Raw genomic sequence first — 24,357 nt, 5'->3', positions numbered from 1 at the left:
AAAAAAATAGTTTCAATTGCAACAAAGTTGTTGATTTGTAAAATGTGGCCGGTATATTCGTAACCTACCGTGTGTCCTTTTCAGCAGCAGGTCATTTATGAGTACTTCAGAATCCGATGTCGCCAATTTGGCAAGTCAGGCGACAACTGAGTCGGCTGTTAAGGCAAACTTATTTTCCATTTTTGGGCCTGGGGTGATGTTTGCCGTTGCGGCAATCGGTACGTCACACATTGTTCAATCCACACGTGCCGGTGCAGATTACGGTCTGTACATGTGGCTGATTATTGTTGGCGCCTGTGTGATTCGTTACCCGGCATTCCGGGCGGGTGCAGATTACGCCTCTATTAGCGGGCGCACGCTTATCGATAATTATTTTGATCAGGGAAAGTGGGCTGTCGCCATTTTTTTGCTCGACCTAATGGTCAATATGTTTTTGGCAACCGCGGCTGTGTCATTGGTGACTGGCGGTATTTTACGTCAGGCATTAGGTTTGTCGTTCAGTGATACCAGTGTTGGTGTTGCAGTGGTTCTCTTAGTGGCGGCGTTGTTGATGGTCGGTCGCTATCGTTTGGTTGAACGTATTTGCAAAATGATGCTGTTGCTTCTGTCCATTGTTGTCATTGTCGCAACGGTTATGTCGCTTCCAAAATTGCAGGTAACGGCCGCCGATCTTTGGCCAAGCTTAGCAGCCTTCGATCGCGATGGTATTTTTTTCACGGTGGCTTTAGCTGGATGGATGCCAACAGCATTAATTGCCGGTACGTTTCAATCATTGTGGGTGAAAGCACGTACCGATGTTGGTATGTCTATGTCTCCGTCGCAGGTGGCCGCAGATTTTAATATGGGCTATGGCATCACGCTGTTTCTCGCCCTATGTTTTCTGTTGTTGGGCAACAATATTGTTGGTGGCAATACCCAGATGGCACCGTCCTCAGGAGCCTTCTCTTTACAGTTAGTTGATGTGATCGCGTCATTCTTGGGTGCTTGGTCAGCGCCGCTCCTTATGTTCGCTATCAGTGCCATCATGCTATCAACAGTGATTGCTTTGATGGATGCCTGTCCTCGCGCCGTGGCGTTGGTTGTGAATCATAAATCCCGACAGCAGAGTTCAAAACCCGACGTGTTGGGATTGTCGGTGTATCGTAAATCTCTAGCTTTTCAAGGTGCGGTTGTCATTCTTTTGCTGTTATTTGTTGCCGGGTCTTTTCGTCAGCTTCTCGATTTTGCAACCACATTGGCGTTTTTGTTAGCGCCGCTGTTGGCGTTTATCAATCATCGCGCCTTGTATCACTCTGATATCGTCAAGGAGCAGCAGCCAGGTTTTGTGTTGCGCTGGTGGAGTCTGGCCGGGCTGTCATTGATGGCGATTTTCAGTGTGATGTATTTGTATATTCGTTTTTTCTATTAATCAGACAGTATTGGGTCGGAGAGACATAATGGAAGAGCATTCGTCGGTGATGCCAGAATTTATAGCGGCATTGCGCAGAGAGCTACCCGCAATCAATGCCCTTATTGATGAAGAGGTTGGCGACAGTTATTCCGTTGACACCAGCGGTGAGTATCCCTGTCGCCCGGCATTGTTGCTGCGCCCTGAGAATACAGAAGAGCTCTCCCGTGTGTTGGCTCTGTGTTCCCGCTTACAGCAACCCTTTGTGATTCAAGGGGGAATGACAGGTGTGTCTGGAGGGGCAACACCGAAACCTGGAGAGGTGGTCATTTCTCTCCTTAGAATGCGCGGCATCGAAGAGGTGGACGAGAATTCATTCACCATGACGGTGTGGGCCGGCACACCATTGGAAGAAGTACAAGGTGCCGCAGCAGCGGTCGGGCTGCAGTTTCCATTAGATATCGGTGCCAGAGGCAGCTGTACTATGGGAGGTATTGCGGCGACCAATGCCGGTGGCAATCAAGTCATTCGCTATGGCGTCGCCCGGAATTTGATTCTCGGATTAGAGGTGGTTTTAGCGGATGGTACTATCCTCAGTTCTCTAACAAAGCTCCTGAAGAACAATACGGGTTATGATCTTAAGCAGTTGTTTATCGGCTCTGAAGGAACGCTCGGGGTTATTACACGGTTGGTCGTAAGGTTGCAGCCGCAATGTGAAACCCATACAGCATTTTGTGCATTGCACTCCTTTGATGATGTCTTGAGATTCTTTCGCTTGGCAAATCGGCGACTGTCCGGAGCGATCAGTGCTTTTGAGGTTATGTGGTCAGACTATATGAATACGGTTCTGGCAACGGCGGAGGATTTAACCTCGCCATTTTCAGAGGAATACCCTTTTTATGTGTTACTCGAGATGGACGCGGATAGGCCAGAGGGTGCAGCAGCCTGGTTTGAAGAATGTCTGGGACAGGCGCTCGAAGAAGAGCTCATCTTCGACGCGGTAATCGCCAAAAGTATATCAGAGCGCGAAAAAATCTGGCGCGTACGTGAAGGCATCGGTGAGGTCGTACCGCATTTGGGCCCGGCTGTTCACTGTGATGTGGCCGTTAGTGCATCGGCATTGGAGGCGTATGTCGAGGATGTAGAGACGCGTATTCACCGGGATTTTCCCGCCAGTAAGGTGCTGATGTTTGGCCACTTGGGTGATGGCAATCTGCATATTACGGTGAGTGCTGCCTCAGAATCTGAAAAGTCTGCCCTCTATGACGTGATCTTTTCCGCGGCATCCCGGCACGGCGGGATGGTGTCGGGTGAGCATGGCCTGGGCGCACTGAAAACGTCTTATCTCAGCTATACGCGCTCACCGGAAGAGGTGGCCTGGATGAGTCATTTGAAAAAATTGTTTGATCCGCAGGGATGTTTGAACCCCGGAAGGGTGATCGGCTAGGAAATCTCTGAATACTTACCTGCGTTGCCATCGCAGCGTTAAAGATGACCTCAAAATGCTCAGTTACTTCAAGTAAGTTCCGCTTTTTCGGTCATTTTTGCCTTGCGCTGACGGCCTCGCCAACAGCACTCAGAGCTTTCCAAGTGCCGGTAGATATCAATTAATACCAACTCAGAATTTTAAAGGTAATTGCTATGACTGCATTGACCAGTGCCGATTTGATGGTCGAGAGTTTGATCGCCCAAGGAGTCGATACCATCTTTGGGATCCCCGGCGCGCAGACCTATCATCTGTTTGATTCGCTGTATCGCTATCGGGATAAAATTCGTCTCGTGGTCGCTCGCCACGAACAGGCAGCGGGTTATATGGCGTATGGCTACGCGCGCTCAACAGGGAAAATCGGCGTCTTCTGTGTTGTGCCTGGTCCCGGCGTTCTCAATGCCACCGCAGCCCTATGTACGGCTCACAACGCTCGAGTGCTCTGCCTGACCGGGCAAATCCCCAGCCAGCACATCGGTATTGGTCACGGCATGCTGCACGAGTTATCTGATCAGCTGGGCATTCTGCGGCGCCTGTCTAAATGGGCGGAACGCATCGATACGCCGGAAGACGTTCCCTGGGTGATGAATACTGCGTTTAAGAAATTGCGCGAAGGGCGCGCAGGTCCGGTGTCTATTGAAGTCCCTCTGGATGTGCTGGGAATGCCTTCGCAAAACGGGTTGGTGGCCTCAAATCAAGAGTCGTATAACCATCCGCTCTCGTCAGCGGCAATCGCCAATGCCGTTGAGAGAATTGCAGCAGCGGATAAGCCCATGATTATGGTGGGAAGTGGTGCCATCGACGCTGCGGTAGAAATTCGTCAGCTCGCCGAGCGGTTACAGTGTCCTGTCGCTTCTTTTCGAGGTGGGCGTGGTATTGTGCCCGACGATTCGCCCTATGGATTTACCTGTGCAGAGGGTTATGAGTTATTCGACGAATGTGACCTGTTGATCGGTATCGGCACCCGGTTAGAGTTACCAATGTTTCGATGGCAGCAGGGGCGGCCGGACAAACCGTTGATTCGCATTGATATTGATCCCCGCCAGCACTCCCGCCTGTTGGCGGATGTTGCCATCCAGGCCGATGCCAAACAGGCGATGCAGGCGATACTTGGTGCTTTGTCGAATTCCTTGCCGGAGCGTGGCAATACGGTTCCTCTGCGGTTGGTGAAAGCTAAGCGGGATACCGCGGCAGCCATTCAGAAGGTTCAGCCACAGATGGGCTATCTTGAATCTCTGCGCGACTGTTTACCGCGAGATTCAATTCTGGTGGAAGAGATTTCTCAGATGGGCTTTGCCTCCTGGTTTGGTTTTCCTGTGTATGGTCCGCGCCAGCTGATTTCCTGTGGCTTCCAGGGGAATCTTGGCCATGGTTTGCAAACCGCATTAGGCACCAAGGTCGCCAATCCAGATAAGGTGGTCGTGTCCATCGTCGGCGATGGTGGTTTGATGTTTGGCATTCAGGAATTGGCGACGGCGGCGCAGTTTAACATCCGCGTTATCGTGGTATTGTTCAACAACAACTGCTTTGGAAATGTGCGTCGGGATCAACAGCAAATGTTTGATGAGCGGGTCTACGGATCTGAGCTGGAAAATCCTGATTTTGTTGCGGTCGCCAAAGGCTTCGGTATTGAAACCCTGAAAGTTGGAGCGGGGCTCAGCTTTACCTCTGCTCTGACGCAAGCGCTTGAGATCAGTCAGAAAGCGCCGGTATTTATCGAGGTGCCAGTGGCAACCGGCAGTGAAGTCTCTGCCTGGGAGTTTTTACAGCCTGCTGGTTATGGTAAATAGCGTTATCGCAACGCCTGAACCCCGGCCAATATAAAACGCATCATTTGTTCCGTCAGTTGATCTGCCTGCATCTGACGGACGTCCTGAACGTGGCCGGGGACTTTCTCATTGATCACAAGCATCATCAGGCAGGGACCGATAAGTTGTACAATCAACAATGACAGGCGGGTGTCGTTATTTTTGAACCCCGTCAACTCCGCCAGAATATGCTTTACGATGGCGACCTTGGGTAACAGCTCGCCATCAATCATGCCTTGAATATCGCCACTGGGGGCCACGATTTCCCGCGCCAGCAAGCGAATATTCCAGCCTCTCTCAGCGACCACCAAATTAGCGATAAAGCCGAGTAGTTGCTGCAACTTTTCCTCAGCGGTCAGCTCGCTGCGATCCAATGTTTGTAAATAATCGATGCTTACCAGGCGTCGGTGCGCTTCCACCAGCACGGCGTTGTAGAGTCCGGCGCGATTGCCAAAATGGTAGTTGATCGAAGCCAGGTCAACAGCAGCCATTTCCGCAACGCGTTTATTGGTTATTGCTGATACGCCAAGATCGGCGAAGAGCTGCCCGGCGACCTCCAGAATACGCATCCGGGTCTGATCTCCATCCGATCGGGTGGTGGGTTTTGTTGGCGGTGAGGTTGGCGTCATAATTTGCGCTCGATCATGTTTAGGGCATTCTTTGCTAGACAGATTAAATGAGTTTTAGTTTAAATGGAATTTAATCTAGGCGGTGTGTTCATAGCAATATGATGCCACCATTGGCTGAGGATCCCATGAAGAAGCCTGTCGTCGTTATTCTACTCATTGCCGTCGCATTGATGGCCTTTTTTGTCTATCAGCATCGTCAACAGAATCAGGACGATAGCTCGGTCACTCTGTTTGGTAATGTCGATATTCGGCAGGTCTCTCTGGCCTTTGATGGCAGTGGGCGGGTGTTGAGCGTCAATGCCGAGGAGGGCGACAAGGTCGCCAAAGGTCAGGTGTTGGCGCAACTGGATACGCGACTGCTGGAGTTGCAAGCGGATCAGGTTCGCGGCCAGTTGGCGGCAGCCAAGCAGGCGTTGCTCAAATTGCAAAACGGTGCGCGTCCCGAAGAGATCGCGCAGGCACGCAGTCAGCTGGCTGCCGCTAAAGCTTCGGCTGAGCAAGCTCAGAAAGATTACCAGCGTACGGAAGGCGTGTTTAAGGTGTCCAAAGGCAGTGTCAGTGAGTCTGATGTTGATCGGGCTAAGAGCGCTTTGGATGTCGCCGTCGCCGAACAACAAGAATCACAACACGCATTGGACCTACTGCTGGCGGGTGCGAGAGAGGAGGATATTGCCAGTGCCAAAGCTGAGGTTCAGATTGCAGAGGCGAATCTGGCTTTACTGCAAATTCAGATTGAGCGAGGCACGCTCACGGCGCCGACCGATGCCCAGATTCGCTCACGTTTGCTCGAACCCGGTGACATGGCGACCTCGGCAACTCCGGTATTCACGCTGGCATTAATCGATCCCAAATGGGTTCGGGTTTACCTCAGTGAAACCCAGCTCAGCCGTGTGAAAGAGGGCATGCAGGCGAGCATTACCAGTGACAGCTATCCAGACTCACCGATCACGGGCCGAGTCAGATATATCTCTTCCGTTGCCGAATTTACCCCCAAGGCGATACAAACCGAGGAGTTGCGGTCGAGCTTGGTGTACGAGGTGCGAATTTACGTGGACGATCCCGACGATCATCTCCGCTTGGGGCAGCCGGTAACCGTCTCTCTTGATCTCGCCCAGCCTCAGCCAGTGAGTGAGGCCCATGGATCGACTCGTTGAGGCTTCAGCACTCAGTAAAACATTTCCGGATGCTTCCGGAGAGGTTTTTGCCGCCGTGGACGACTTGTCGATCACCGTTCGTAGCGGAGAGCTGACCGCGCTTGTCGGGCCAGATGGTGCCGGCAAGACAACTCTGATGCGGATGTTGGCGGGGCTGCTCAGGCCCACAAAGGGTAGTCTGACCGTACTGGGCATTGATGTCACCAAAGACCCTCAGTCGGTGCAGGATCGCATTAGCTATATGCCCCAGCGATTTGGCCTGTACGAAGATCTCAGTGTGCTGGAAAATCTCACTCTCTACGCCGATCTGCACAATGTTGCGACGAGCATACGACAGCAGCGTTTCGACTCTCTGCTGTCGTTAACTGATCTGCACAGGTTTGTTGCTAGACCTGCGGGTAAGCTCTCCGGTGGGATGAAGCAAAAATTGGGGCTTGCCTGTACCTTGGTGCGATCCCCAGACCTCTTGCTGCTGGATGAACCCAGTGTTGGTGTCGATCCGCTGTCCCGGCGGGAGCTTTGGAAAATCATCGGTCAACTGCGAGAAACAGAAGCGCTCAGTGTAATTGTCAGTACGTCCTATATGGATGAGGCGGAGCGTTGTCAGCAGATTTATATACTGCATCAAGGGCGTTCGCTTGGTCAGGGCAGTGCCGAAGACATCTGTCACCATGCCGATGGGCTAACTTACGGGATTTCGCTGTCTTCCCATGAGCCCGCCAGAGTCACTCAGGCCCGCTTGCTGGATGCACGAGACAAGGTTATCGATGCGGTTCCCGCTGGCAGTGGTGTGCGGTTTAGTGTCTTTCCCGAGACCTCTCCCGAACAGATGCAGCAGCTTTGCCAGAGCGGGGATATCACACCGCGGCCAGCACAATTTGAAGATGCGTTTATGCGGATGTTACGGGAGAAAGACAGCGACAACAGTCGAGATCTCGCCTCCGTGACCAACGCCGACGATTTGGTCTCGATTGGGGGTTCACAATCTGGTCAGCAGGCTGGCGATGTGATCCGCGTGCAGGAATTGGTGCGAACCTTTGGGGATTTTACGGCGGTCGCCAGTACCAGTTTTAGTGTTCGCCGTGGTGAAATTTTTGGTTTGCTGGGCCCCAATGGCGCTGGCAAGACCACCACCTTTCGAATGTTGTGTGGTCTCTTGCCAGCGTCCGGTGGCAGCCTCGAGGTGGCCGGTGTCAATCTGCGTACTGCCCGTGCCGAAGCCAGATCACGGATTGGTTATGTCGCGCAAAAATTCTCGCTGTACGGCAATCTGACGGTGCGGGAAAACCTGACCTTTTTCGGCGGAGCCTATGGGCTTAGGGGCAAGCGATTGCGCCAACGAATTGATGCGGTGCTGGCTCAATTTCAATTGCAAGCGGGCGCCAACAGCGGGCAGCTTCCGGCGGGTTACAAGCAGCGCTTGGCCATGGCCGCCGGCCTTATTCATGAGCCGGATATCTTATTTCTCGACGAACCGACCAGCGGCATTGATCCTCAGGCACGACGAGCATTTTGGCGAACCATTACCGCGTTGGCGCAGGCGGGGGTCACCATCATCATTACAACCCATTTTATGGAAGAGGCGGAATACTGCGATCGCATCGCTATTCAGGATGCCGGTAAACTGCTGGCGCTGGGCACGCCGCAGGCGGTGCGCTCGCTCGCCGGGCTTTCCCATGATGTGTCTATGAACACGGCATTTATTGCCATTGTCGAACAGAGTCGCGCGCAACGTCAGTCTGCTGACGGTTCGCCAGAGTCACGTGTCGCTGGAGCAGCCTCATGAGAGCATCGGTATCCATGGGCGCATTTCAGCGACGGCTATGGGCATTGACCAAAAAAGAATCCCGACAGCTGTGGCGAGACAAGAGCAATCTGGCCGTGGGTATTCTATTGCCAATCATCCTGATTCTGCTGTTTGGCTATGGTATTTCCTTCGACGTAAAAAATACCCGAATTGCTGTTGTGGTTGAAGATCACGCACCGATCGTTGCCGATGTACTCGCTGGTTTAGAGGGAAGCCGTTACCTGGAGCCTGTGCGTGTTAACCATCTGCAAGAGGCTGAGCGACTGATACGCGCGAGCGAGGTAAAAGCGATACTGGTGGTGCCCACAGATTTCTCCCGTCAGCTGCAAGCCGGGCAGGCGGAAGTGGAATTGCTTACCGACGGCATAGATACCACCACGGCCAACAGCGTGCAGAGTTATGTATCGGGCGCGCTGGCGACCTATGGGGAGCTGTACCGAGAGCGACAGGGTACTAAGTCTACCGACGCGGGTGTTACTGTGCTGTCACGTATCTGGTACAACGAGGCCGCCAACAGTCACTGGTTTGTCGTGCCGGGATTGGTGGTGATGGTGGTCACCCTGATTGGTGCCTTTTTAACGGCCCTGTTGATCGCCCGTGAATGGGAGCGCGGCACGCTCGAGTCGCTATTTATCACTCCAGTACGACCGATGGAGATCATTTTTGCAAAGCTGATTCCCTACGCGGCGATCGGTGTTTTTGATGTGGTGATGTGTCTACTGGCGGCTCGTTATTTGTTTGAAGTGCCAATCCGTGGGTCTGTTGGTTTAATCATGATCGCATCGCTGTTGTACCTATGGGTATCACTGCTGATTGGGCTGGTAATTTCCGCCAAAACTCGCAATCAGTTTCTAGCCAGTCAGATGTCGTTGTTGATCAGTTTTCTTCCGGCACTCATGTTGTCGGGGTTTGTTTTCGATCTCAACAATGTCCCGTGGATTGTGCAGGTAATCAGTCAGTTGTTACCGGCAACCCACTTTGTCAGTCTCTTGAAGACCCTGTTTCTGGCCGGTAATGACTGGACACTGTTCTGGCAGGTATGTGGCACACTCGCCGTGTACATCTTGGTGTTGACGGTCGTCGCCTGGCGGTTATTACCGAAATCACTGGAACAGAATTGAGGGAAGGTTGAGGGAAAATGCTGATCTATCTTCAACAAATTTTGGTGCTGGTACGCAAAGAGCTGCTGGCGCTGTTAAAAGACCCTTCAAGCCGGGTGGTTCTGATTGCGCCGGTGCTGGCGCAATCCCTGTTGTTCGGATACGCGGCGACCTATGACCTAAACCACATTGATTATGCCGTTTTGGATCAAAGCCACAGCGAGCTGTCTGCGAAACTGTTGCAGCGCCTCGATGGCAGTGGCGTGTTTGAGCGCACGGCGACACTCTCTAATGCCCGCCAACTACCCCAAGCGGTTGATCGATTGGGGGCTATGCTGGTGTTGAGTATTCCGGCAGATTTTGCCGATAGGTTGGCAGCGGGTGATGCGGCGCCGGTTCAGGTTATTCTCGATGGTCGAAATTCCGCCACGGCTGGCAGTGCTCTGTCGCACATATCCCGTGTGATCACCCAATTTAATCAACAGGAAGGACTGAATACTGCCGCTGTTCAGATCACCCACAGAGCATGGTACAACCCCAATGTTGAATCACGCTGGAGCATGATGACGGCGATGGTCGCCACCTTGAGTATGATTCAAACCTTATTGCTGGCTGCATTGTCAGTCGCAAGAGAGCGGGAGCAGGGCACGTTTGATCAACTCTTGGTGACGCCTCTGTCGCCCTTGCAGATTTTAACCGGCAAGGCATTGCCTTCTATTTTCATTGGGCTCTGCCAATCGTCAGTGATTTTATTGATCAGCGTATTCTGGTTTGGCATACCGGTACAGGGCAGTCTTTGGCTAATGTATCTGGGATTGCTGGCGTTCACCGGGGCAGGCGTCGGTTTGGGGCTCGCAATTTCCGCCTTGTCTCTAACGATGCAGCAGGCGATGCTCTACACCTTCTTGTTAATCATGCCGTTAATGCTGCTGTCTGGCTTAATTACCCCAATCGATAACATGCCTGAGTTTTTGCAGCAGATTACCTGGGCGAATCCGCTTCGTTTTGGTATCGATTTGGTGCGTCGGGTGTATCTGGAGGGAGCTGTATTTGCCGATGTCGCTCACGACTTTATTCCGTTGCTTGGGATGATGACGTTAACCTTGCCGCTCGCCGGATGGATGTTTCGGCATCGCCTATCATAGTCGGTCGTTAAGGCGGTACTGAAATTATTCAAACTCCATGCAGCGTTTCAAGTCGCTATCTAGAGAGAACCAATCCGCTTTTTGAGCGAGCCAGATATGCGCTGTTTCTTCGGCGTTAATGGGTGTATCCAATGAGCCGAGACGGAGAATAATATGTTTGGTGTTCTCTCGTTTGGCATACACCTGTGTACCACAGTCTCTGCAAAAATATCGTGACTTTCCAGGTGAGGATTCAAAGCGATTCAAGTTCTCGAAGCCATAAAGATGAAAGTCTTTATCCGACACTGCCGCAACGCTAGAAAACGCAGCGCCGTGGGCTTTGCGACAAGTTTGGCAATGGCAGTGAACAATATCGCCAATATTTCCGTCGATCTGATAGGTGACCCTGCCGCAGAGACAGCTTCCTTGATACATAAAATTTCTCTTGCAGTTTGTCGATTTTTCAGTTGAGTGGTCGCGTTAAAAACAAACTCAATTTGGCCATTCATCACGCATAAGCTACCTTATTTAGCCGGTTTTTACTTTGCAGATCATGCTTCGAAATCAAAGGTCAACTGTTTGCAAGTACAAAATTAGTGATCTATTTGCATTACCAACTGATCTTTAAATCATACTGTTCTTTCATCGCAAGTAGTGCTTCAGTGTTACCTTTGGCGTCATCCAACGCATTGTGGGTATGTGCGGTTTTACGAAGGTGTTTAAAGTTGGTAAACATGCTCTTTTCCAGGCCTTTGTATAGGGAGCCGAGATTGGATGAGCTAAAGCCAAAGGGATTATAGCCGGTAAAATGATGAAAGTACCAATTGATAAACTGCCAATCGAAACCATTGTTGTCAGAGACGAACATCGGTCTTCCTTTGGTTTCCTGTGCGATCTAATCACCAAAGCGTGACATGACGGTTGCGGGATCTTCGAACGTTAGGGTCTTTTCCCGAGTAAAACCACTGACAGACAGAGCTGAATCCTGGTAACGATCAGAAATTGGCCGCATCTCCCCGTAAAACGTTTTATTCAATGCCGGTGTAACAACGACAGCTCCCAGGCTAATCATGGAATAGTCTCCGGGAATCGGCCCGTCGGCTTCTATATCAACGCTTATCCAGCTCATTTTTCGCTCTTTGATGTTTTATCAATCTGTTTTACTTCGCGGATCACGTGCCGGGGATCCACTTATCGATGGGTGGCGTTGTTTTATACTTATCAATGTTGTCTGTATTCCAAAGGTCGGAAAACTTTAACGCGCGTGGACATTGGCTGTAAGATTCATCCACGGTCAACAATAGCGCCTGCAGTACCCTGGCTTTCTCATCCGGTCTAAAAACGTCAAGGCTCAGGGTTTCAAACTGCGGGTCACCTTTTCTTATAACATCGACACGTCCGTTAACCCGTACCGTCGCATCAACGCCAGGAATAAAAAAACACAGGCCAACGTGCGGATTGGTTTCAATGTTTTCGTAGGATTGAAAAAGGTGATTGCCTGCAACATCGGGAATCAGCAGTCGTGATTCCGATAAGACTTTTATAAACCCTGGAAGACCGCCCTTGGGGGATGCATCACAGTTACCCTTGTGGTCGCTGCTGGACATAACCAGAAACGGTGAGTGGCGGATAAAGTCTTGTACCCACGCCACCATAGTGGGGCGTACCTTGCTAGCGGCCCTGTCGCTAGGTTCTCCGAACAGTTGCTGGCTCTGATTCATCTCTATGATCCCTCGGGAAAGGCCTGCTCGGGATCATAGGAGATTTGATCTGGTGGCGCAAAAGCTTCAGGGCACTCCAAAAATCAGAGATTTTTAGAGATGCCCAAATGCCTATTGGCACTAGGATTAGGTTAATGAAACGACGACCTTGCCAAAAGCCCCAGAGTTTAACCGTTCAAAGGCAGATTCGACCTCGTCGAAAGGGAAGACGGTATCAATCACCGGCCGAAGATCATGGTTGCTCATAAAGGTGGTGACCACCTCGTGATCTGCTTGAGATCCTACCATAATTGCGCTGATTTTCAGTGCTGAAAAGATTAATGGGACGGCTTGAATTTGGCCGCCAAAGCCATCGAGCGCGCCGATCATTGCCAAATGTCCATTGAGCCCGAGACTGGCGACAGACTGTTCCAGTGTTCCGGCGCCGCCGAGTTCAAGAACCTGGGCCACACCGGCGCCATGAGTGAGTTCGCGAACGGTCTCTGACCTCTGAGGTGTCGTTTTGTAATTTATCGTGGCTTTGGCGCCCAGTGACTTAGCGCGCTCCATTTTCACATCACTGGAGGAGAGCACTATGGGGTTGGCTCCGGCTGCAGCGGCGATTTGTATGCCGAATAATGCGACGCCTCCAGTACCAATAATGAGAACATCGTCACCTGCTTGTAACTGACCTTGTGTCATCAGTCCATTCCAAGCAGTTGTCGCAGCACAGGGCATACAAGCGCCTTCGGCATAACTCCAATCATCTGGCAGCTTAACCAGTCCCTGTTCTGAGAGAATCGCATACTCGGAGAGAACACCTGGCCCTCCGCCACCCAGTGCCGACATGGCGCCACTGAGGTTTAGACGACCGTCGCGCCAGTTTTGAAAGAACGCAGACATAACTCGGTCGCCAACTCGCCATTCTTGAACGTCTGCGCCGACGGCGACGACTTCTCCTGCCGCATCTGAAAAGGGAATAAAGGCATCAGCAGAAACGGGATAAGACAGATCACGGATCGAGGCGTCGCGGCGATTGAGTGAGACCGCGTGAACTTTTACCAGAACTTCACCCGGTCCGGGTTCTGGGCGAGCGCCCGTTTTAAGTATGAGAGAAAATTGGCTTGGCGTGCGTTCATAGTGATAGAAGCGATTGCTCATGGAGGCATCTTCCAGTGTGTTGGCTGAGTGGGTTGCTGTTGCTACGGTGGTGAGAAGCTCGCGGGCGAATTGACCAGGCTGTCTTTCCGGGACGGCTAAAAAGCCAGGTCCAAGGGTGCACACTTGAATATCGGGGAAATCCCCCTTAAAGGCGTCGAGAAAACCCATCAGGCTGAGAGGGTCATCACTGGCTTGCGCGATGGTTACTGGGCATTTAACGCCACGGAAAACAGAAGCAAAATCCTGCTCGAATATGGCATCAAATGCCTGATTGCGCCCTGCAGCAGAGGCTAAAGCGCCGAGGGTTTCCTGCTGTACCAGCTGAGCATCGTAGTCCGGATAAAGCCTCTTCATTAAATCCCAGGTGTCTAACAGATGTGATCCGCCGACATCAATTGAGGGCGCATTGCCAATGTCATCTCGAATTTCTTGCCGTTTGGCTTGGTCAGCATAGAGAACGCCGGAAAGTGTCAAACTGAGAATTCGCTCTGGAGCCAACGCGGCCATTTCTGCGGCGAAATGCGTTCCTGTGTGGTGGGCGGCCAAATGACATTCGTCGATAGTCAAGGCATCGAGTGCGGCCAATAACCACTTCGCATAGTCAGTGGTGGAAGGGGATCCGGCAGGTAGAAAAGACTGTCCGAAACCTGGAGTATCTAACGCGATGGCTCTGTGTTTTCCTGAAAGGTAACTCAATACGCCATTAAAAGACGCGGAGCAGACGCGGAGCAGACGGGGGTGCGATGGAGAAGCACGATGGGGGCTCCGGGGCCTTCCACCGCACGGTAGTGTATTTGCCCTGCGGGGGTATCCGCATAAGCTTTTAAAGGAATCTCTCTCATGGATGTTTTGACAAGGTTTTTATGGAGCAAGAACCTTAGACAAATATGAAGCGCCAAGCGTTGATAATTATCATGAGTGGCGAACGCTTATCTATGCGTGAATGCCCTTGCCCAGGTGGGCAAATGCCTCGTTTTGTGCGCGCGGTTAAGCGGAAAGATATTTATCGATAATAAATGAGGTCATCGTAGAGGTTGCCGCCAATCTGACAGGCTTCTGGCTCAATCTGGTGTAAGACAAAGCCGCACCGTTCCAGCAGCGTTGAAGAGGCGGTATTACCATCGGTTACGACAGCTTTATATCTGAAGCCTGGGTAGTGCTCATCAAACCATGCAAGAAGGGCAATCACTGATTCTTTGGCAATCCCTCTCCCCTGAAAAGGCGGATGAAGCATAAAGCCAATTTCAGCAATTTGCGCCTCTGTGCGTAGGCTGACGACACCGGCGGGGTTGCCGCTTTCCAAAATAATAAAGGTCAGCCACTGATCATCACCGGGTTTCCAGGGGGTGAGCTGAGCGTCGAATCGCTCTTTAAGCGCTGACTCAGTTGGGGGATCAAAACAAAGAGCGATAACGTCCGGGTTTAGGGAAAGACCACGATAAAACGCCCAGTCTGATGATTCCGGTGGGAGTAGAAGGAGTCTCTGGGATTTGATCATTCGCATCTTGGTCAACTTGCTTTAAAAATCCATGCTATCAGCTTTCGGTATAGGCGAGAGACTTTATTGATAGGCTGGTCGATATTCTCGCCAGTCGATCAGTTCTTCGTCCAGATCGCGTAGTTCACCCCAGAGGTTTGTAAGCTCCAATCTTCGCCCGGTGTCCAATCATTTTCGCCGATTTTCATGGCGACCTGTTCATCGATTATCGCCGCGTAGAGTCCGGTTTCCGCTTTTTCAATCGCAACGCTGGATGTTGACGAAATGCCGAGGGAAACACGAAGATCGGTAAGGTTTTTTATTTCATTGTAATTTCCCCATTCAAAAATGTGGGGCCAATACAATGTGGGTATGCCAGGGTGGGTAAGAATGTAGGCATAGCCTTGCATGATTTTATCGCAGGGTGTCGGCCAATGTTGCTGACCGGAATCGCAGGTTTCGCTGGGGCCAGTGTCGTGGTTGTCGACAAAGGTCACCATTTTTTGTGGCCACCAACCAATGCCTCCCGCGGGCGTTCCGTTGTTGTTTAAAACGGAGTAGTCGTTTTCGCTGAGGGCATGGTTTAATAATCCCTTTGTGGTGAAATCGAAGGCTCCGCAAACATCGCCAGTGCCATTAATGTAATCCATCAGTTCCTGTCGGTGGGCGTCGACATCGTTTAAGTCCAGCCCATTCCACAGCTCGCCTACGCAAAAGTCTGTGTCGGCGGCTTGAGCATACATCCCCGCATAATAGGGATCATAGCCTTTCGCGTAGTCGTATCGAATACCGGAAAAGCCGATATCGTTAAACAAGAAGTCTCTCATCCATGCGATAAGATCCTTCTGCACGATACTGTTGGTGTGGTCGAGGTCGCGTCCGGATTCATAGCCTTCTCCGGTATCTGCGTTTCCTTCTCCCTGGCCCCACTCATCGTCGCTGGTGGTTGCCCAAGCGCCCCAGGTCGGATTGGTAAAATCTCCCCAATCGGTAGTGCCAACGCGGTGGTTGATAACAATGTCTGCGACGGCGTTGATTCCTTCTGCCTGTAACGTGGCAACTGCCGTTCGTAAACTGCTCTCGGTGCCGTAATAGGAAAATAGGTTATAGAGCTCTCGGGGTAAGTAGCCATTGTCTGATGTGGAATCACTCACTGGCGGAAACCAGACGTGACTTACGGATAGGCTCTTGATTAATACACTGTTGCTGCCGATCTGGCTGTACCAGCCCTGGTCGTTATTTTTAGAACCCCAGTGAAACCCTTGCAATAAGATGGCGTTAGATGATTTCGCCTGCTCAAGTTTTTCAGTTTCAGTTTGAGTTTCTGGCTCTGGAATAGGTTCGGGAACAGCAACTGGCTCTGGGGTATTTGTCGGTTCGCTTTCAGAGGAAGGTTCTGTGGCTGTGGTGGGCGTTTCTGTACCTTCCGCTTCAGAATCATCCACGGATATTGGCACGACCGTCGAGGCGTTTCCTGAAGCGGGCTCTGAAAATTCGTTGGGTTCTTTACTCGAATCGTCCTGACAGGCTGTTAAAAAAGTCACAGCAGCGAATATGACAATACATTCAAAAGGTGTTTTCATACTTTTTTCTAAGAATTAAAATTGTCTAAAAATCAACAGGTTAATCCGATGGTGTTAGTAGAAAGCCGACCTTCTTCGGTGTGTGCTCCCTCACAAATTTAGGGTGGATGCCATCGTCTATCAATCGAGAATTCTTGACGATGTTTTTCGGTGTACTTCTCGTCAGTGGTGATTGTTATCCATTCAATCCTTGGCTGATCACAATGACATGCACGTAATTTGGAACTCGTGCTCTGTGCAGAATCCCTTTTGCTACGACATATTGGTGACCCTCAACAAGGTGGACTGAGCGGTCTTCGAAGTCGATGTACATATCCCCAGAAAGAACAATAAACGCTTCGTCTGTATCTTCATGACGGTGAAAGTTGGCCTCAAAGTTTGCCATGTGCCGTTGATAGATTTGGTTGCCGTTAATCTCACCAGAGAGGGTAGAGCGCCAGTCAGAGTTCATTGTCAGATGCTAGACGTTGACCTTGTACTTTAGATCTTTCGCTTCATCACCGGTCATACCTCGAAATCCCCACTGGTAAGGCTGTTGTTCTTTAATGGTAATCTCAACATCAATCGGTGAAATATCCAGTTGTTGTTCTATCTCTTTAAAGAGCCGTTTAATCAGCGCTTTTTGGGTATCCGGTTGGCGGCCTGCCATCATGTTGATCTCAATCACGGTGTAAGCGTCGCTACGACCTACTGGGTAATAGAAATCGTCTTTGGCCAGGGGAATAAACCGATGGGCGCGCTTGTCTTCGGGTAGGCCCAGTTCTTCTGTCATACAGAATTGAATAACGTCTGATAGCTTAGCTTTAATTGGGTTAAGTTGTTCTTTGATGCCGTAGATAACAATCATTATTTGTCCTCCAATAGCGAGTCCTTGTCGTTACTCAGGTTTTAAACATTGCATTGGCAGAGTTTATTTAACGGTTGGCTGTATAGACATCCGGCTCCCAGATTTCCATCATATTTTCTGGCGTTGCGATCTGAGTAAAGCCAAGTTTTTGATAGAGGCTGTGGGCGTCTCTCGTTGCCAATACGAAACGCCTGAGTCCCTGTAGGTCAGGATGCTGTAGAATCGTCTTAATCAACCACTGACCAATACCTTGGCCACTATGGGCTTCAAGGATAAAAACATCCGCAAGATAGGCGAAAGTGGCTTTATCTGTGGTGACGCGGGCGAATCCAATTTGGTGAGCCTGGTCATCGTATACGCCAAAGCAAAGAGAATTTTTTATGGATTTTTCGACTGTTGCGAGGGGTATTCCCTTTGCCCAATAAGATTGGGAAAGATAGGTATGAATCAGCGGGAGATCCAACCGGTTTTTGTCAGTGTTAATGGTGTAGCCGTCCATGGGGAAAAGTTGCCTCTGTTGGAAACCCTCTCAGGGTTCCTGTCGGTTTGTCAGTCTCCGTTGTAACGCAGTGCCTGCAGCAATAGCGTGAACGCTTCGGAGTGCTGGCGTCGATTCGGGTAGTAAAGGTACATGCCTTCAAAGGGGGGCGTCCAGTCGGATAGAATCTCGACCAAAGCTCCGCTGGTGAGATACGGCCTCAGGTTTTCTTCCAGCGTAAAAGCGATACCAAAGCCATCCAGGCAAGCCTGAATAGACAGTTCGCTGTCATCAAATGCGCATTGGCCGTTAACCCGAACGGTCATTTCCTGGCCATCCTTTTCGAATTCCCAGGCATAGAAGCCGCCATAGGTTGGCAGGCGAATGTTTATGCACTGGTGATTGGCCAAATCTTTCGGAGTTTGTGGTGTGCCGTTAGCGGCGAGGTAATCTGGACTGGCGACGGCCAACATGCGCAGGCGACCTGTTAATGGCATTGCGATCATATCTTTGGCCAGACTCTCTCCCAGGCGAACGCCCAGATCAAAACGTTCGGCAACAATATCGGAAAGCCGGTTGTCAGCAGAAATTTCTATATGAATGTCGGGATATTCCCGCAGAAATGTCTTTAATTTGGGCCACAAATGATGAATCACACCTTGTTTGGGAGCATTGATGCGGATCGTCCCCGAAGGCTTCCCTTGTAGCTCACCCAGAATAGAGGTCAATTCTGACTGCATTTCCTCCAGGCGGGGTGCGAGAGACGCAAGGATCTTCTCGCCCGCTTCTGTCGGGGCCACACTGCGACTGCTGCGGGACAGCAGCCGAATCTGCAGTCGTTCCTCCAAGCGTCGAATGGAATGGCTGAGGGCTGATTGTGTGATGCCAATTTGCGACGCCGCCCGGGTAAAGCTGCCTTCTCTGGCGATAATCATCAGCGCCATAAGATCGCTCAGGTTTTCTCTTAGCATATTTTGCTCCGGGCGGGCGTTGGAGTTGGGTCACATTCACGGTCTATTACCACTAATTATAAATGGATGTTTTGGATCTATTAAATATATTCATGGCATTGTTCAATTAGAAGGGGTTAATAGAGACCGCCTTGGCTTGCTAATCTGGTGTCATTGATGGGGTCCTCTGATGGTTAGGCGCCTCTTTCACGCAGGTTAAGATTTTAGGAGTCAATGATGAAAAAACGTCAGCTAGGTAAGTCTGGGCTTGAAGTCTCTGAATTGGGTTACGGTTGTATGGGGCTAAGTTATGGCTATGGCCCGGCAACAAGCCGAACAGACGCGATTAACCTTATCCGCGCTGCAGTTGATCTTGGCGTGACCTTCTTTGACACGGCGGAAACCTACGGTCCCTTTGTCAACGAAGAGGTGGTTGGTGAAGCTCTGGCACCTGTGCGCGATCAGGTGGTCATCGCCACCAAGTTTGGGTTTAAGAATGGCAATGTGGCTGAAGGCTTGGATAGCAGCCCGGCGCGCATTCGCGTGGCAGTAGAAGGGTGCCTGCAGCGGTTACGGACCGATTACATCGATTTGTTATATCAACATCGGGTTGACCCCAATGTGCCGGTGGAAGAGGTCGCAGGAGAGGTCAAACGCTTGATCGAAGAAGGCAAGGTCAAGCATTTTGGCTTGTCGGAAGCGGGTCCCGAGACTATGCGCCGTGCCCACGGCGTGCAGCCTGTGACAGCTCTTCAAAGTGAGTATTCACTTTGGTGGCGGGAGCCGGAAGCAGAGGTCTTTCCGCTGTTAGAGGAGCTGGGTATCGGTTTTGTACCTTTTAGCCCTTTGGGCAAAGGATTTCTGACGGGTGCGATAAATCAGGATACCGAGTTCGACAGCAGCGATTTTCGCAATACAGTACCTCGCTTCAGCAGTGATTCTAGGGCAGCTAATCAAGCCTTGGTGGGGCTGCTAAAGGATATCGCGGGAACGAAAGGTGTTACTCCCGCGCAATTGGCGTTGGCATGGGTTCAAGTTCAGGCCCCTTGGATAGTACCAATTCCCGGCACCACCAAAATCCACCGTCTGAAAGAAAACCTAGGTGCTGCAGAGGTCGTGCTGACCGACACGGAATTACAGCAGATTGATGTGATCCTGGCGCAAGTGCCAGTACAGGGAGAGCGCTATTCTCAGGCGGCGCAAAGTATGGTTAATCGGTAGGTCAATAGGGGCTAAGTTAAGGTAGATTGGCCGAGTAATCGGCACGAAAGCGTGTACAGAGTTGATCAGGACCGGACGATTTTCTCAAAACTGATTTCGCTAAATTAATCGCCGCTCTGTAAATTGAAGTCATGATCATCGTTAAGTGATGAGTTTAAAGTGGCTAGAGGTTAAAGGTTTTGCATTTTCATTTGTTTTCAATCGCGACTTTCTTTTCGCTTGCGGTGAGTTTTTTTATCGTAAGCAGTCAAGCCCGAGCGACAGTCATCTGTTCCTGGGATAAATCGGATCGGAAGGATGCGGACAAGACTGCTATCGTGTACGTCACCAGAACAGGTAATACGAAAACAGTCGCTCGAATAATAAAACAGCAAGTTGGTGGTGATCTCATAGAGTTGCGATTAGAAGAACCCTATCCAGAAAATTATCAGGGTCACGTCGATCAAGTCAGTAGAGAAAATAAAGAGGATTATCTGCCGCGTTTGGCCAATGATCTAAGCGTGTTCTCTCTATACGATCGAATTTTTCTGGGCTACCCAACCTGGAATATGACGTTACCGCCTCCTGTGAAGACTTTTTTGACTGAGGTGGATCTGCAAGGCAAGTCTTTGATCCCATTTAATACCAATGCTGGGTTTGGTACAGGTGATAGTTTGCGAGTAATCTCCAAACTTTGTCGACAATGTGAAGTACACCAAAGCCTAGTACTGGAAGGAGGTTATGAGCGTGAAGGAATATTTTTCGCGATAAAAGGACGCCGTTTGACGGAGACTAAGAAAGTTGTTTCCGCCTGGCTAGATCGTTTGGGATATCTAAAAGTGTCAAAAGTCGTCGGTTAAAGCAACTCAAATAGTTAAAAAGAAGGTTACAGATCAGCTGGTCCTTTTTCTTATTCCTTTCTTTAGAGTAAATTGCATTGAAAGCGCGGTGTAACACACGCACGCCAATCATCCATACAGGCTTAATGCCGCATTCTTACTGCACACAGATCGCGACACCCTCTTTATTGGTTCCAATCGGTGAGCTCTTCGATTTTTCTTTCGGAGCCTGAGTAGAAGTCAGTCTATCCATTTGTATGAGTTGCAGCTGCAAATTTTATATTGTACAAATGTTCTAAATAAAGATCGCCTCTAGCAATAGGTGGCACGCTTCCCGTCATATACCAGAGGCTCGTCGGTTTCTTTCCGTAATAGAGGCCTGAGTTGTGGTCTTATTGCGCCAATAGTCAGATGTTCAAAAACAATAATCGATAAGGTGATGAACTATGAGTGATATTCCAAAGTGGGATCTGGATGTAGACGTCGTTGTTCTCGGCTCAGGCGGGGCGGCGTTAACTGCCGCCATTGCGGCTCGTGATTTTGGAGCCAAAGACGTCGTGATATTGGAAAAATCCGGCATGGTCGGAGGAACCACGGCCATGTCTGGCGGTATGCTCTGGGTTCCAAACAATCACTATCAGGTCGAGGCGGGTATTGAAGATTCGGATGAGGAGATCGTCTCTTATCTGGATGCTTTGGCGCCGGAAGCGTTAGACCCGGAAACCCTTGGCGCGTTTATGGAAGGTGGCCCGGAGATGATTCGTTATCTTGCCGACAAAACGCCAGTTCGCTTTCATGTCTTTGCCGATTTCCCCGATTATCAGCCCTATGTCCCCGGCGCCAAGGCGGACGGTGGGCGCTCCCTTGATAATGAGGCCTTTTCTTTTGCTGAGTTGGGCAAGTGGGCCGGACGGGTAAATCCAACGAAAATGGCCTATCCCGTTCGCGGCAGTTTGATGGAAGCGATCAACGGATCACTCGATGACGAGACTCTGGCAAAACGTGAGGAGCTGGATTATCGGGGGTTGGGTCAAGCGCTGATTGGTGCATTATTCAAAGCGGTTTTAGATCGTGATATCCCCGTCGAATTTGAAAAGCGCGCTCGCAAGTTGGTCAAAGATGGCGACAGAGTGATCGGCGTTATTGCTGAAGATGCGGATGGTCGTGATTTCTGTGTTCGGGCTCAACGGGGCGTGGTTATCGCCACCGGCGGGTTCGAATGGAATGAGAAACTGGTGAAAACATTTCTGCGCGGTCCGCTTACCGGTCCCGTCAGCGTGCCTGAAAATGAAGGCGATGGTCTGTTAATGGCCATAGACGCGGGTGCTCAGTTGGGCAATATGCAGCACGCTTTCTGGCAGCAGAGTGTCTTGGAATTCAAACCTCAACATCGTGATGCCAAACCAAATTATCTGTTAGGGTCGGACGAACGCGCCCGTCCCGGAGCCATTCTGGTCAATCGCGAAGGCAAACGGTTTGTGAACGAAGCTGCGAATTACAACGCGATGGGCAAGGCGCTCCACGCCTTTGATGCCGGCACTCATACATACGCAAATCTGCCCTATTGGCTGATCATCGATCAGCGTTATAAAGACAAATACCCGACCTTTAATTCGATGCCTGGTGGCGACATACCATCCTTTATGATCCAGGCCGATACTCTGGATGCACTCGCAGAAAAGGCGGGAATCGATGCGGCGGGCTTGGTTGCAACCGTTGAACATTTTAACGGGATGGTTCGCAACGGGTGTGATGAAGATTTTCATCGGGGCGAAAACACCTACGACAATTTCTATATGTGGGGTGATACCGAATTCGAAGCGCCTTATCGCACCCTGGGTGTGATTGATCAGGGACCCTACTATGCGGTGAAAATGGAATCTGGTGCGTTGGGAACCGCTGGCGGGCCGAAGACCGATGGCAATGCTCAGGTGTTGAATTGGGCGGGGGATCCGATACCGGGACTTTACGCAGCGGGCAATGTGATGGCGGCAGTCTTAAGTGAAGCCTACGGCGGTGCCGGTGGTACTTTGGGGCCGGGCATGACGTTCGGGTATCTCGCTGGGCGCCACCTGGGAGGTGGGGCCGAGGATTGATTACGCTGGTGTCTTTTTTCCGAGACTGCCCACGATCGCCATCAGTAGACTGGCGATCGCTGCGGCAAACATGATCCACGCCATCGCGCGTGGATCGCCATTATCGGTTATGGCCAGTAGAAACGAGGAAAGTATGCCGCTGCCGTATTGCAGAGCGCCGATCAGCGCCGCTGCCGAACCGGCGATCTTTGGTACAAGATCCAAGGCCGCGGTTGTGGCGCAGGCGGCAATCACGCCGTTGGTTGAGAAGAAAACAAAAACCAACAGCGCAACTGTCAAGAGAGTCACATCAGCGCTTTGTGCGAACATAAGCAAAAACACAGCTGCGAGAAAGGCGATGCCTGTTGTGACCACCAACAGTGTTTCCAGTGACACGCGCTTCACCAAAAGGCGGTTTAGATAACTGACGCCCATGACACCCACAATGTTCACGGCGAACAGCCAGCCATAGTGTTGTGGTGCGACGGAGAAATGCTCGATATACACCTTGGGCGAGCCGACAATAAATCCGTAAGCGCCAACATAATAGCTGGTGACACACAGAGTAAACGCCATAAATTGGCGGTTCGTCAGCAGTGCGGCGTAATGTTTGAACGCGCCAGACAGGGGCGAGGTCACTCGCAGCACCTGGGGTAGAGTCTCCGGTAAAAAGCGAAGGCTATACAGCATAAAAACGCCAATGACAGCGAGCATCCAGAAAATGCTGTGCCAACTGCTGAACAGCAGCAGTTGGCCGCCGAGCAGAGGTCCAATAATCGGCGCCGCCGCCATCACCATAATCAGCGTTGACATCATATGGGCGGCTTCTGTCCGCTCGAATCTGTCTCTGACCATTGCGCGGGCAATCATCGGTCCGGTGCAAGCGCCAAACGCCTGAATCACGCGCCAGAAAATCATATGGCTCAATGTTTGTGACAGGGCGCAGCCGATGGAGCCGATGATAAATAGGATCAGCCCAATTTGAAGCGGGCGTTTGCGACCAATGCGATCACTGATCGGTCCCCATACCAATTGCGCGAGCATAAACCCCACCAGAAAACTGGTGATGGTCAGCTCAATGCTACCTTTGAGGTCCGCTTCCATTTTCGGCATGGCTGGCAGATAGACATCAATCGATAGTGACGTAAATGCCATCAGGGCTGCGAGAATGGCAATGAAGCTCCAGTTCGATGTGCCGAGATTTTTTTGTGTATAGGTCAGTTCGGTGTTCATGATTACGCGTTGGTCATAGCCCTGTGGCATCGGCTTTTGTTGGAAGCGACATTATCTGACGCTCTTTCAATGTTGCTTTACAGAGTAAGGGCAGTTTGATTCATAAAAATAGCGATGATTTGATTGTACATATGAGCGCCATTAATGCGGTGCCGGCATCATTGGTTTGAGAGTTCGCCGTACCAGTAAGAAGCGGTAACCCCGCCATCCATCAGGAAATCACTGCCAGTAATAAATGTACCTTCTGGCCCCATAATCAGGGCTGCGAGTGGTGCAGAATTTCAAGTTCGAGCCGTCGACAGATGCAGCCGAAACTGCG

23 protein-coding genes are annotated in these 24,357 nt (G+C 50.9%); 10 read left to right on the top strand and 13 right to left on the bottom strand.

Translation table 11 applies throughout. From position 1 onward, the window contains the following. Window positions 1-97 precede the first annotated feature (97 nt). From ACXAFR_RS07755 to ACXAFR_RS07745, 3 genes are all read left to right on the top strand, one after another. Entirely contained in the window at window positions 98-1,408 is a 1,311-nt protein-coding gene (locus ACXAFR_RS07755; RefSeq protein ID WP_475174945.1) for a hypothetical protein, read from the top strand. A 28-nt stretch (window positions 1,409-1,436) separates the two neighbouring features. Beyond that, a complete protein-coding gene (locus ACXAFR_RS07750) occupies window positions 1,437-2,834 on the top strand; it encodes an FAD-binding oxidoreductase (RefSeq protein ID WP_475174941.1) in 1,398 nt (465 codons plus the stop codon). Between the two features lie 194 nt (window positions 2,835-3,028). Then, window positions 3,029-4,663 (top strand): thiamine pyrophosphate-dependent enzyme, encoded by a 1,635-nt coding sequence (locus ACXAFR_RS07745; protein ID WP_475174939.1) that lies wholly within the window; start codon window positions 3,029-3,031, stop codon window positions 4,661-4,663. 2 nt (window positions 4,664-4,665) lie between these two features. Here ACXAFR_RS07745 and ACXAFR_RS07740 read toward each other — a convergent pair whose 3' ends face one another. Further along, a complete protein-coding gene (locus tag ACXAFR_RS07740; protein ID WP_475174936.1) occupies window positions 4,666-5,250 on the bottom strand; it encodes a TetR/AcrR family transcriptional regulator in 585 nt (194 codons plus the stop codon). A gap of 185 nt (window positions 5,251-5,435) precedes the next feature. On the opposite strand from ACXAFR_RS07740, the gene ACXAFR_RS07735 reads away from it, so the two are divergent. From ACXAFR_RS07735 to ACXAFR_RS07720, 4 genes are read left to right on the top strand one after another with little or no spacing between them, the layout of a single operon-like run. Next, window positions 5,436-6,464, top strand: coding sequence for an HlyD family secretion protein (locus tag ACXAFR_RS07735; RefSeq protein ID WP_475174933.1), 1,029 nt, complete (start codon window positions 5,436-5,438; stop codon window positions 6,462-6,464). After that, window positions 6,448-8,250, top strand: coding sequence for an ATP-binding cassette domain-containing protein (locus ACXAFR_RS07730; protein ID WP_475174929.1), 1,803 nt, complete (start codon window positions 6,448-6,450; stop codon window positions 8,248-8,250). The genes ACXAFR_RS07735 and ACXAFR_RS07730 overlap by 17 nt, the downstream gene beginning before the upstream one ends. After that, window positions 8,247-9,392, top strand: a complete 1,146-nt coding sequence (locus tag ACXAFR_RS07725) for an ABC transporter permease (RefSeq protein ID WP_475174926.1) — start codon at window positions 8,247-8,249, stop codon at window positions 9,390-9,392. The genes ACXAFR_RS07730 and ACXAFR_RS07725 overlap by 4 nt, the downstream gene beginning before the upstream one ends. Before the next feature lie 17 nt (window positions 9,393-9,409). Further along, on the top strand, window positions 9,410-10,516 hold the full coding sequence (locus ACXAFR_RS07720; RefSeq protein WP_475174923.1) for an ABC transporter permease: 1,107 nt from the start codon (window positions 9,410-9,412) through the stop codon (window positions 10,514-10,516). A gap of 24 nt (window positions 10,517-10,540) precedes the next feature. Here the strand turns inward: ACXAFR_RS07720 and ACXAFR_RS07715 are convergent, their stop codons facing one another. The 11 genes from ACXAFR_RS07715 to ACXAFR_RS07665 all read right to left on the bottom strand — a co-directional run bounded on the left by ACXAFR_RS07715 (window position 10,541) and on the right by ACXAFR_RS07665 (window position 18,712). Further along, window positions 10,541-10,930, bottom strand: coding sequence for a GFA family protein (locus ACXAFR_RS07715; RefSeq protein ID WP_475174920.1), 390 nt, complete (start codon window positions 10,928-10,930; stop codon window positions 10,541-10,543). A gap of 175 nt (window positions 10,931-11,105) precedes the next feature. Continuing rightward, a complete protein-coding gene (locus tag ACXAFR_RS07710; RefSeq protein ID WP_475174914.1) occupies window positions 11,106-11,363 on the bottom strand; it encodes a hypothetical protein in 258 nt (85 codons plus the stop codon). A 27-nt stretch (window positions 11,364-11,390) separates the two neighbouring features. Further along, the gene (locus ACXAFR_RS07705) at window positions 11,391-11,624 is read right to left on the bottom strand and encodes a hypothetical protein (RefSeq protein ID WP_475174910.1); all 234 of its coding nucleotides are present in this window, start codon (window positions 11,622-11,624) and stop codon (window positions 11,391-11,393) included. A gap of 43 nt (window positions 11,625-11,667) precedes the next feature. Then, window positions 11,668-12,216, bottom strand: a complete 549-nt coding sequence (locus tag ACXAFR_RS07700; protein ID WP_475174905.1) for a pyridoxamine 5'-phosphate oxidase family protein — start codon at window positions 12,214-12,216, stop codon at window positions 11,668-11,670. Between the two features lie 126 nt (window positions 12,217-12,342). Then, window positions 12,343-14,088, bottom strand: coding sequence for an alpha/beta fold hydrolase (locus ACXAFR_RS07695; RefSeq protein ID WP_475175839.1), 1,746 nt, complete (start codon window positions 14,086-14,088; stop codon window positions 12,343-12,345). 271 nt (window positions 14,089-14,359) lie between these two features. Further along, window positions 14,360-14,854, bottom strand: a complete 495-nt coding sequence (locus tag ACXAFR_RS07690) for a GNAT family N-acetyltransferase (protein WP_475174902.1) — start codon at window positions 14,852-14,854, stop codon at window positions 14,360-14,362. 98 nt (window positions 14,855-14,952) lie between these two features. Further along, window positions 14,953-16,416, bottom strand: a complete 1,464-nt coding sequence (locus ACXAFR_RS07685; RefSeq protein ID WP_475174898.1) for an alpha-amylase C-terminal beta-sheet domain-containing protein — start codon at window positions 16,414-16,416, stop codon at window positions 14,953-14,955. A gap of 175 nt (window positions 16,417-16,591) precedes the next feature. Next, window positions 16,592-16,867, bottom strand: coding sequence for a cupin domain-containing protein (locus tag ACXAFR_RS07680; protein ID WP_475174895.1), 276 nt, complete (start codon window positions 16,865-16,867; stop codon window positions 16,592-16,594). 9 nt (window positions 16,868-16,876) lie between these two features. Next, window positions 16,877-17,263 carry a tautomerase family protein gene (locus ACXAFR_RS07675; protein ID WP_475174890.1) on the bottom strand — a complete coding sequence of 129 codons (387 nt, stop codon included), beginning with the start codon at window positions 17,261-17,263 and terminating at the stop codon, window positions 16,877-16,879. A 67-nt stretch (window positions 17,264-17,330) separates the two neighbouring features. Continuing rightward, entirely contained in the window at window positions 17,331-17,762 is a 432-nt protein-coding gene (locus ACXAFR_RS07670) for a GNAT family N-acetyltransferase (RefSeq protein WP_475174887.1), read from the bottom strand. Window positions 17,763-17,812: 50 nt separating this feature from the next. After that, window positions 17,813-18,712, bottom strand: a complete 900-nt coding sequence (locus ACXAFR_RS07665; protein ID WP_475174884.1) for a LysR family transcriptional regulator — start codon at window positions 18,710-18,712, stop codon at window positions 17,813-17,815. Window positions 18,713-18,925: 213 nt separating this feature from the next. On the opposite strand from ACXAFR_RS07665, the gene ACXAFR_RS07660 reads away from it, so the two are divergent. From ACXAFR_RS07660 to ACXAFR_RS07650, 3 genes are all read left to right on the top strand, one after another. Beyond that, window positions 18,926-19,912, top strand: coding sequence for an aldo/keto reductase (locus ACXAFR_RS07660; protein ID WP_475174881.1), 987 nt, complete (start codon window positions 18,926-18,928; stop codon window positions 19,910-19,912). Window positions 19,913-20,091: 179 nt separating this feature from the next. Beyond that, a complete protein-coding gene (locus ACXAFR_RS07655) occupies window positions 20,092-20,751 on the top strand; it encodes a flavodoxin (RefSeq protein ID WP_475174877.1) in 660 nt (219 codons plus the stop codon). 425 nt (window positions 20,752-21,176) lie between these two features. Beyond that, window positions 21,177-22,826 carry an FAD-binding protein gene (locus tag ACXAFR_RS07650; RefSeq protein WP_475174875.1) on the top strand — a complete coding sequence of 550 codons (1,650 nt, stop codon included), beginning with the start codon at window positions 21,177-21,179 and terminating at the stop codon, window positions 22,824-22,826. On the opposite strand, the gene ACXAFR_RS07645 is transcribed toward ACXAFR_RS07650, so the two are convergent. Next, window positions 22,827-24,038 (bottom strand): multidrug effflux MFS transporter, encoded by a 1,212-nt coding sequence (locus ACXAFR_RS07645; protein ID WP_475174872.1) that lies wholly within the window; start codon window positions 24,036-24,038, stop codon window positions 22,827-22,829. Between the last annotated feature and the right edge of the window lie 319 nt (window positions 24,039-24,357).

The organism is Pseudomaricurvus sp. ABR4_320 (assembly GCF_056159445.1).
The sequence above is the reverse complement of the archived record's forward strand: the minus strand, read 5'-3'. Positions and strand labels throughout refer to the sequence as shown.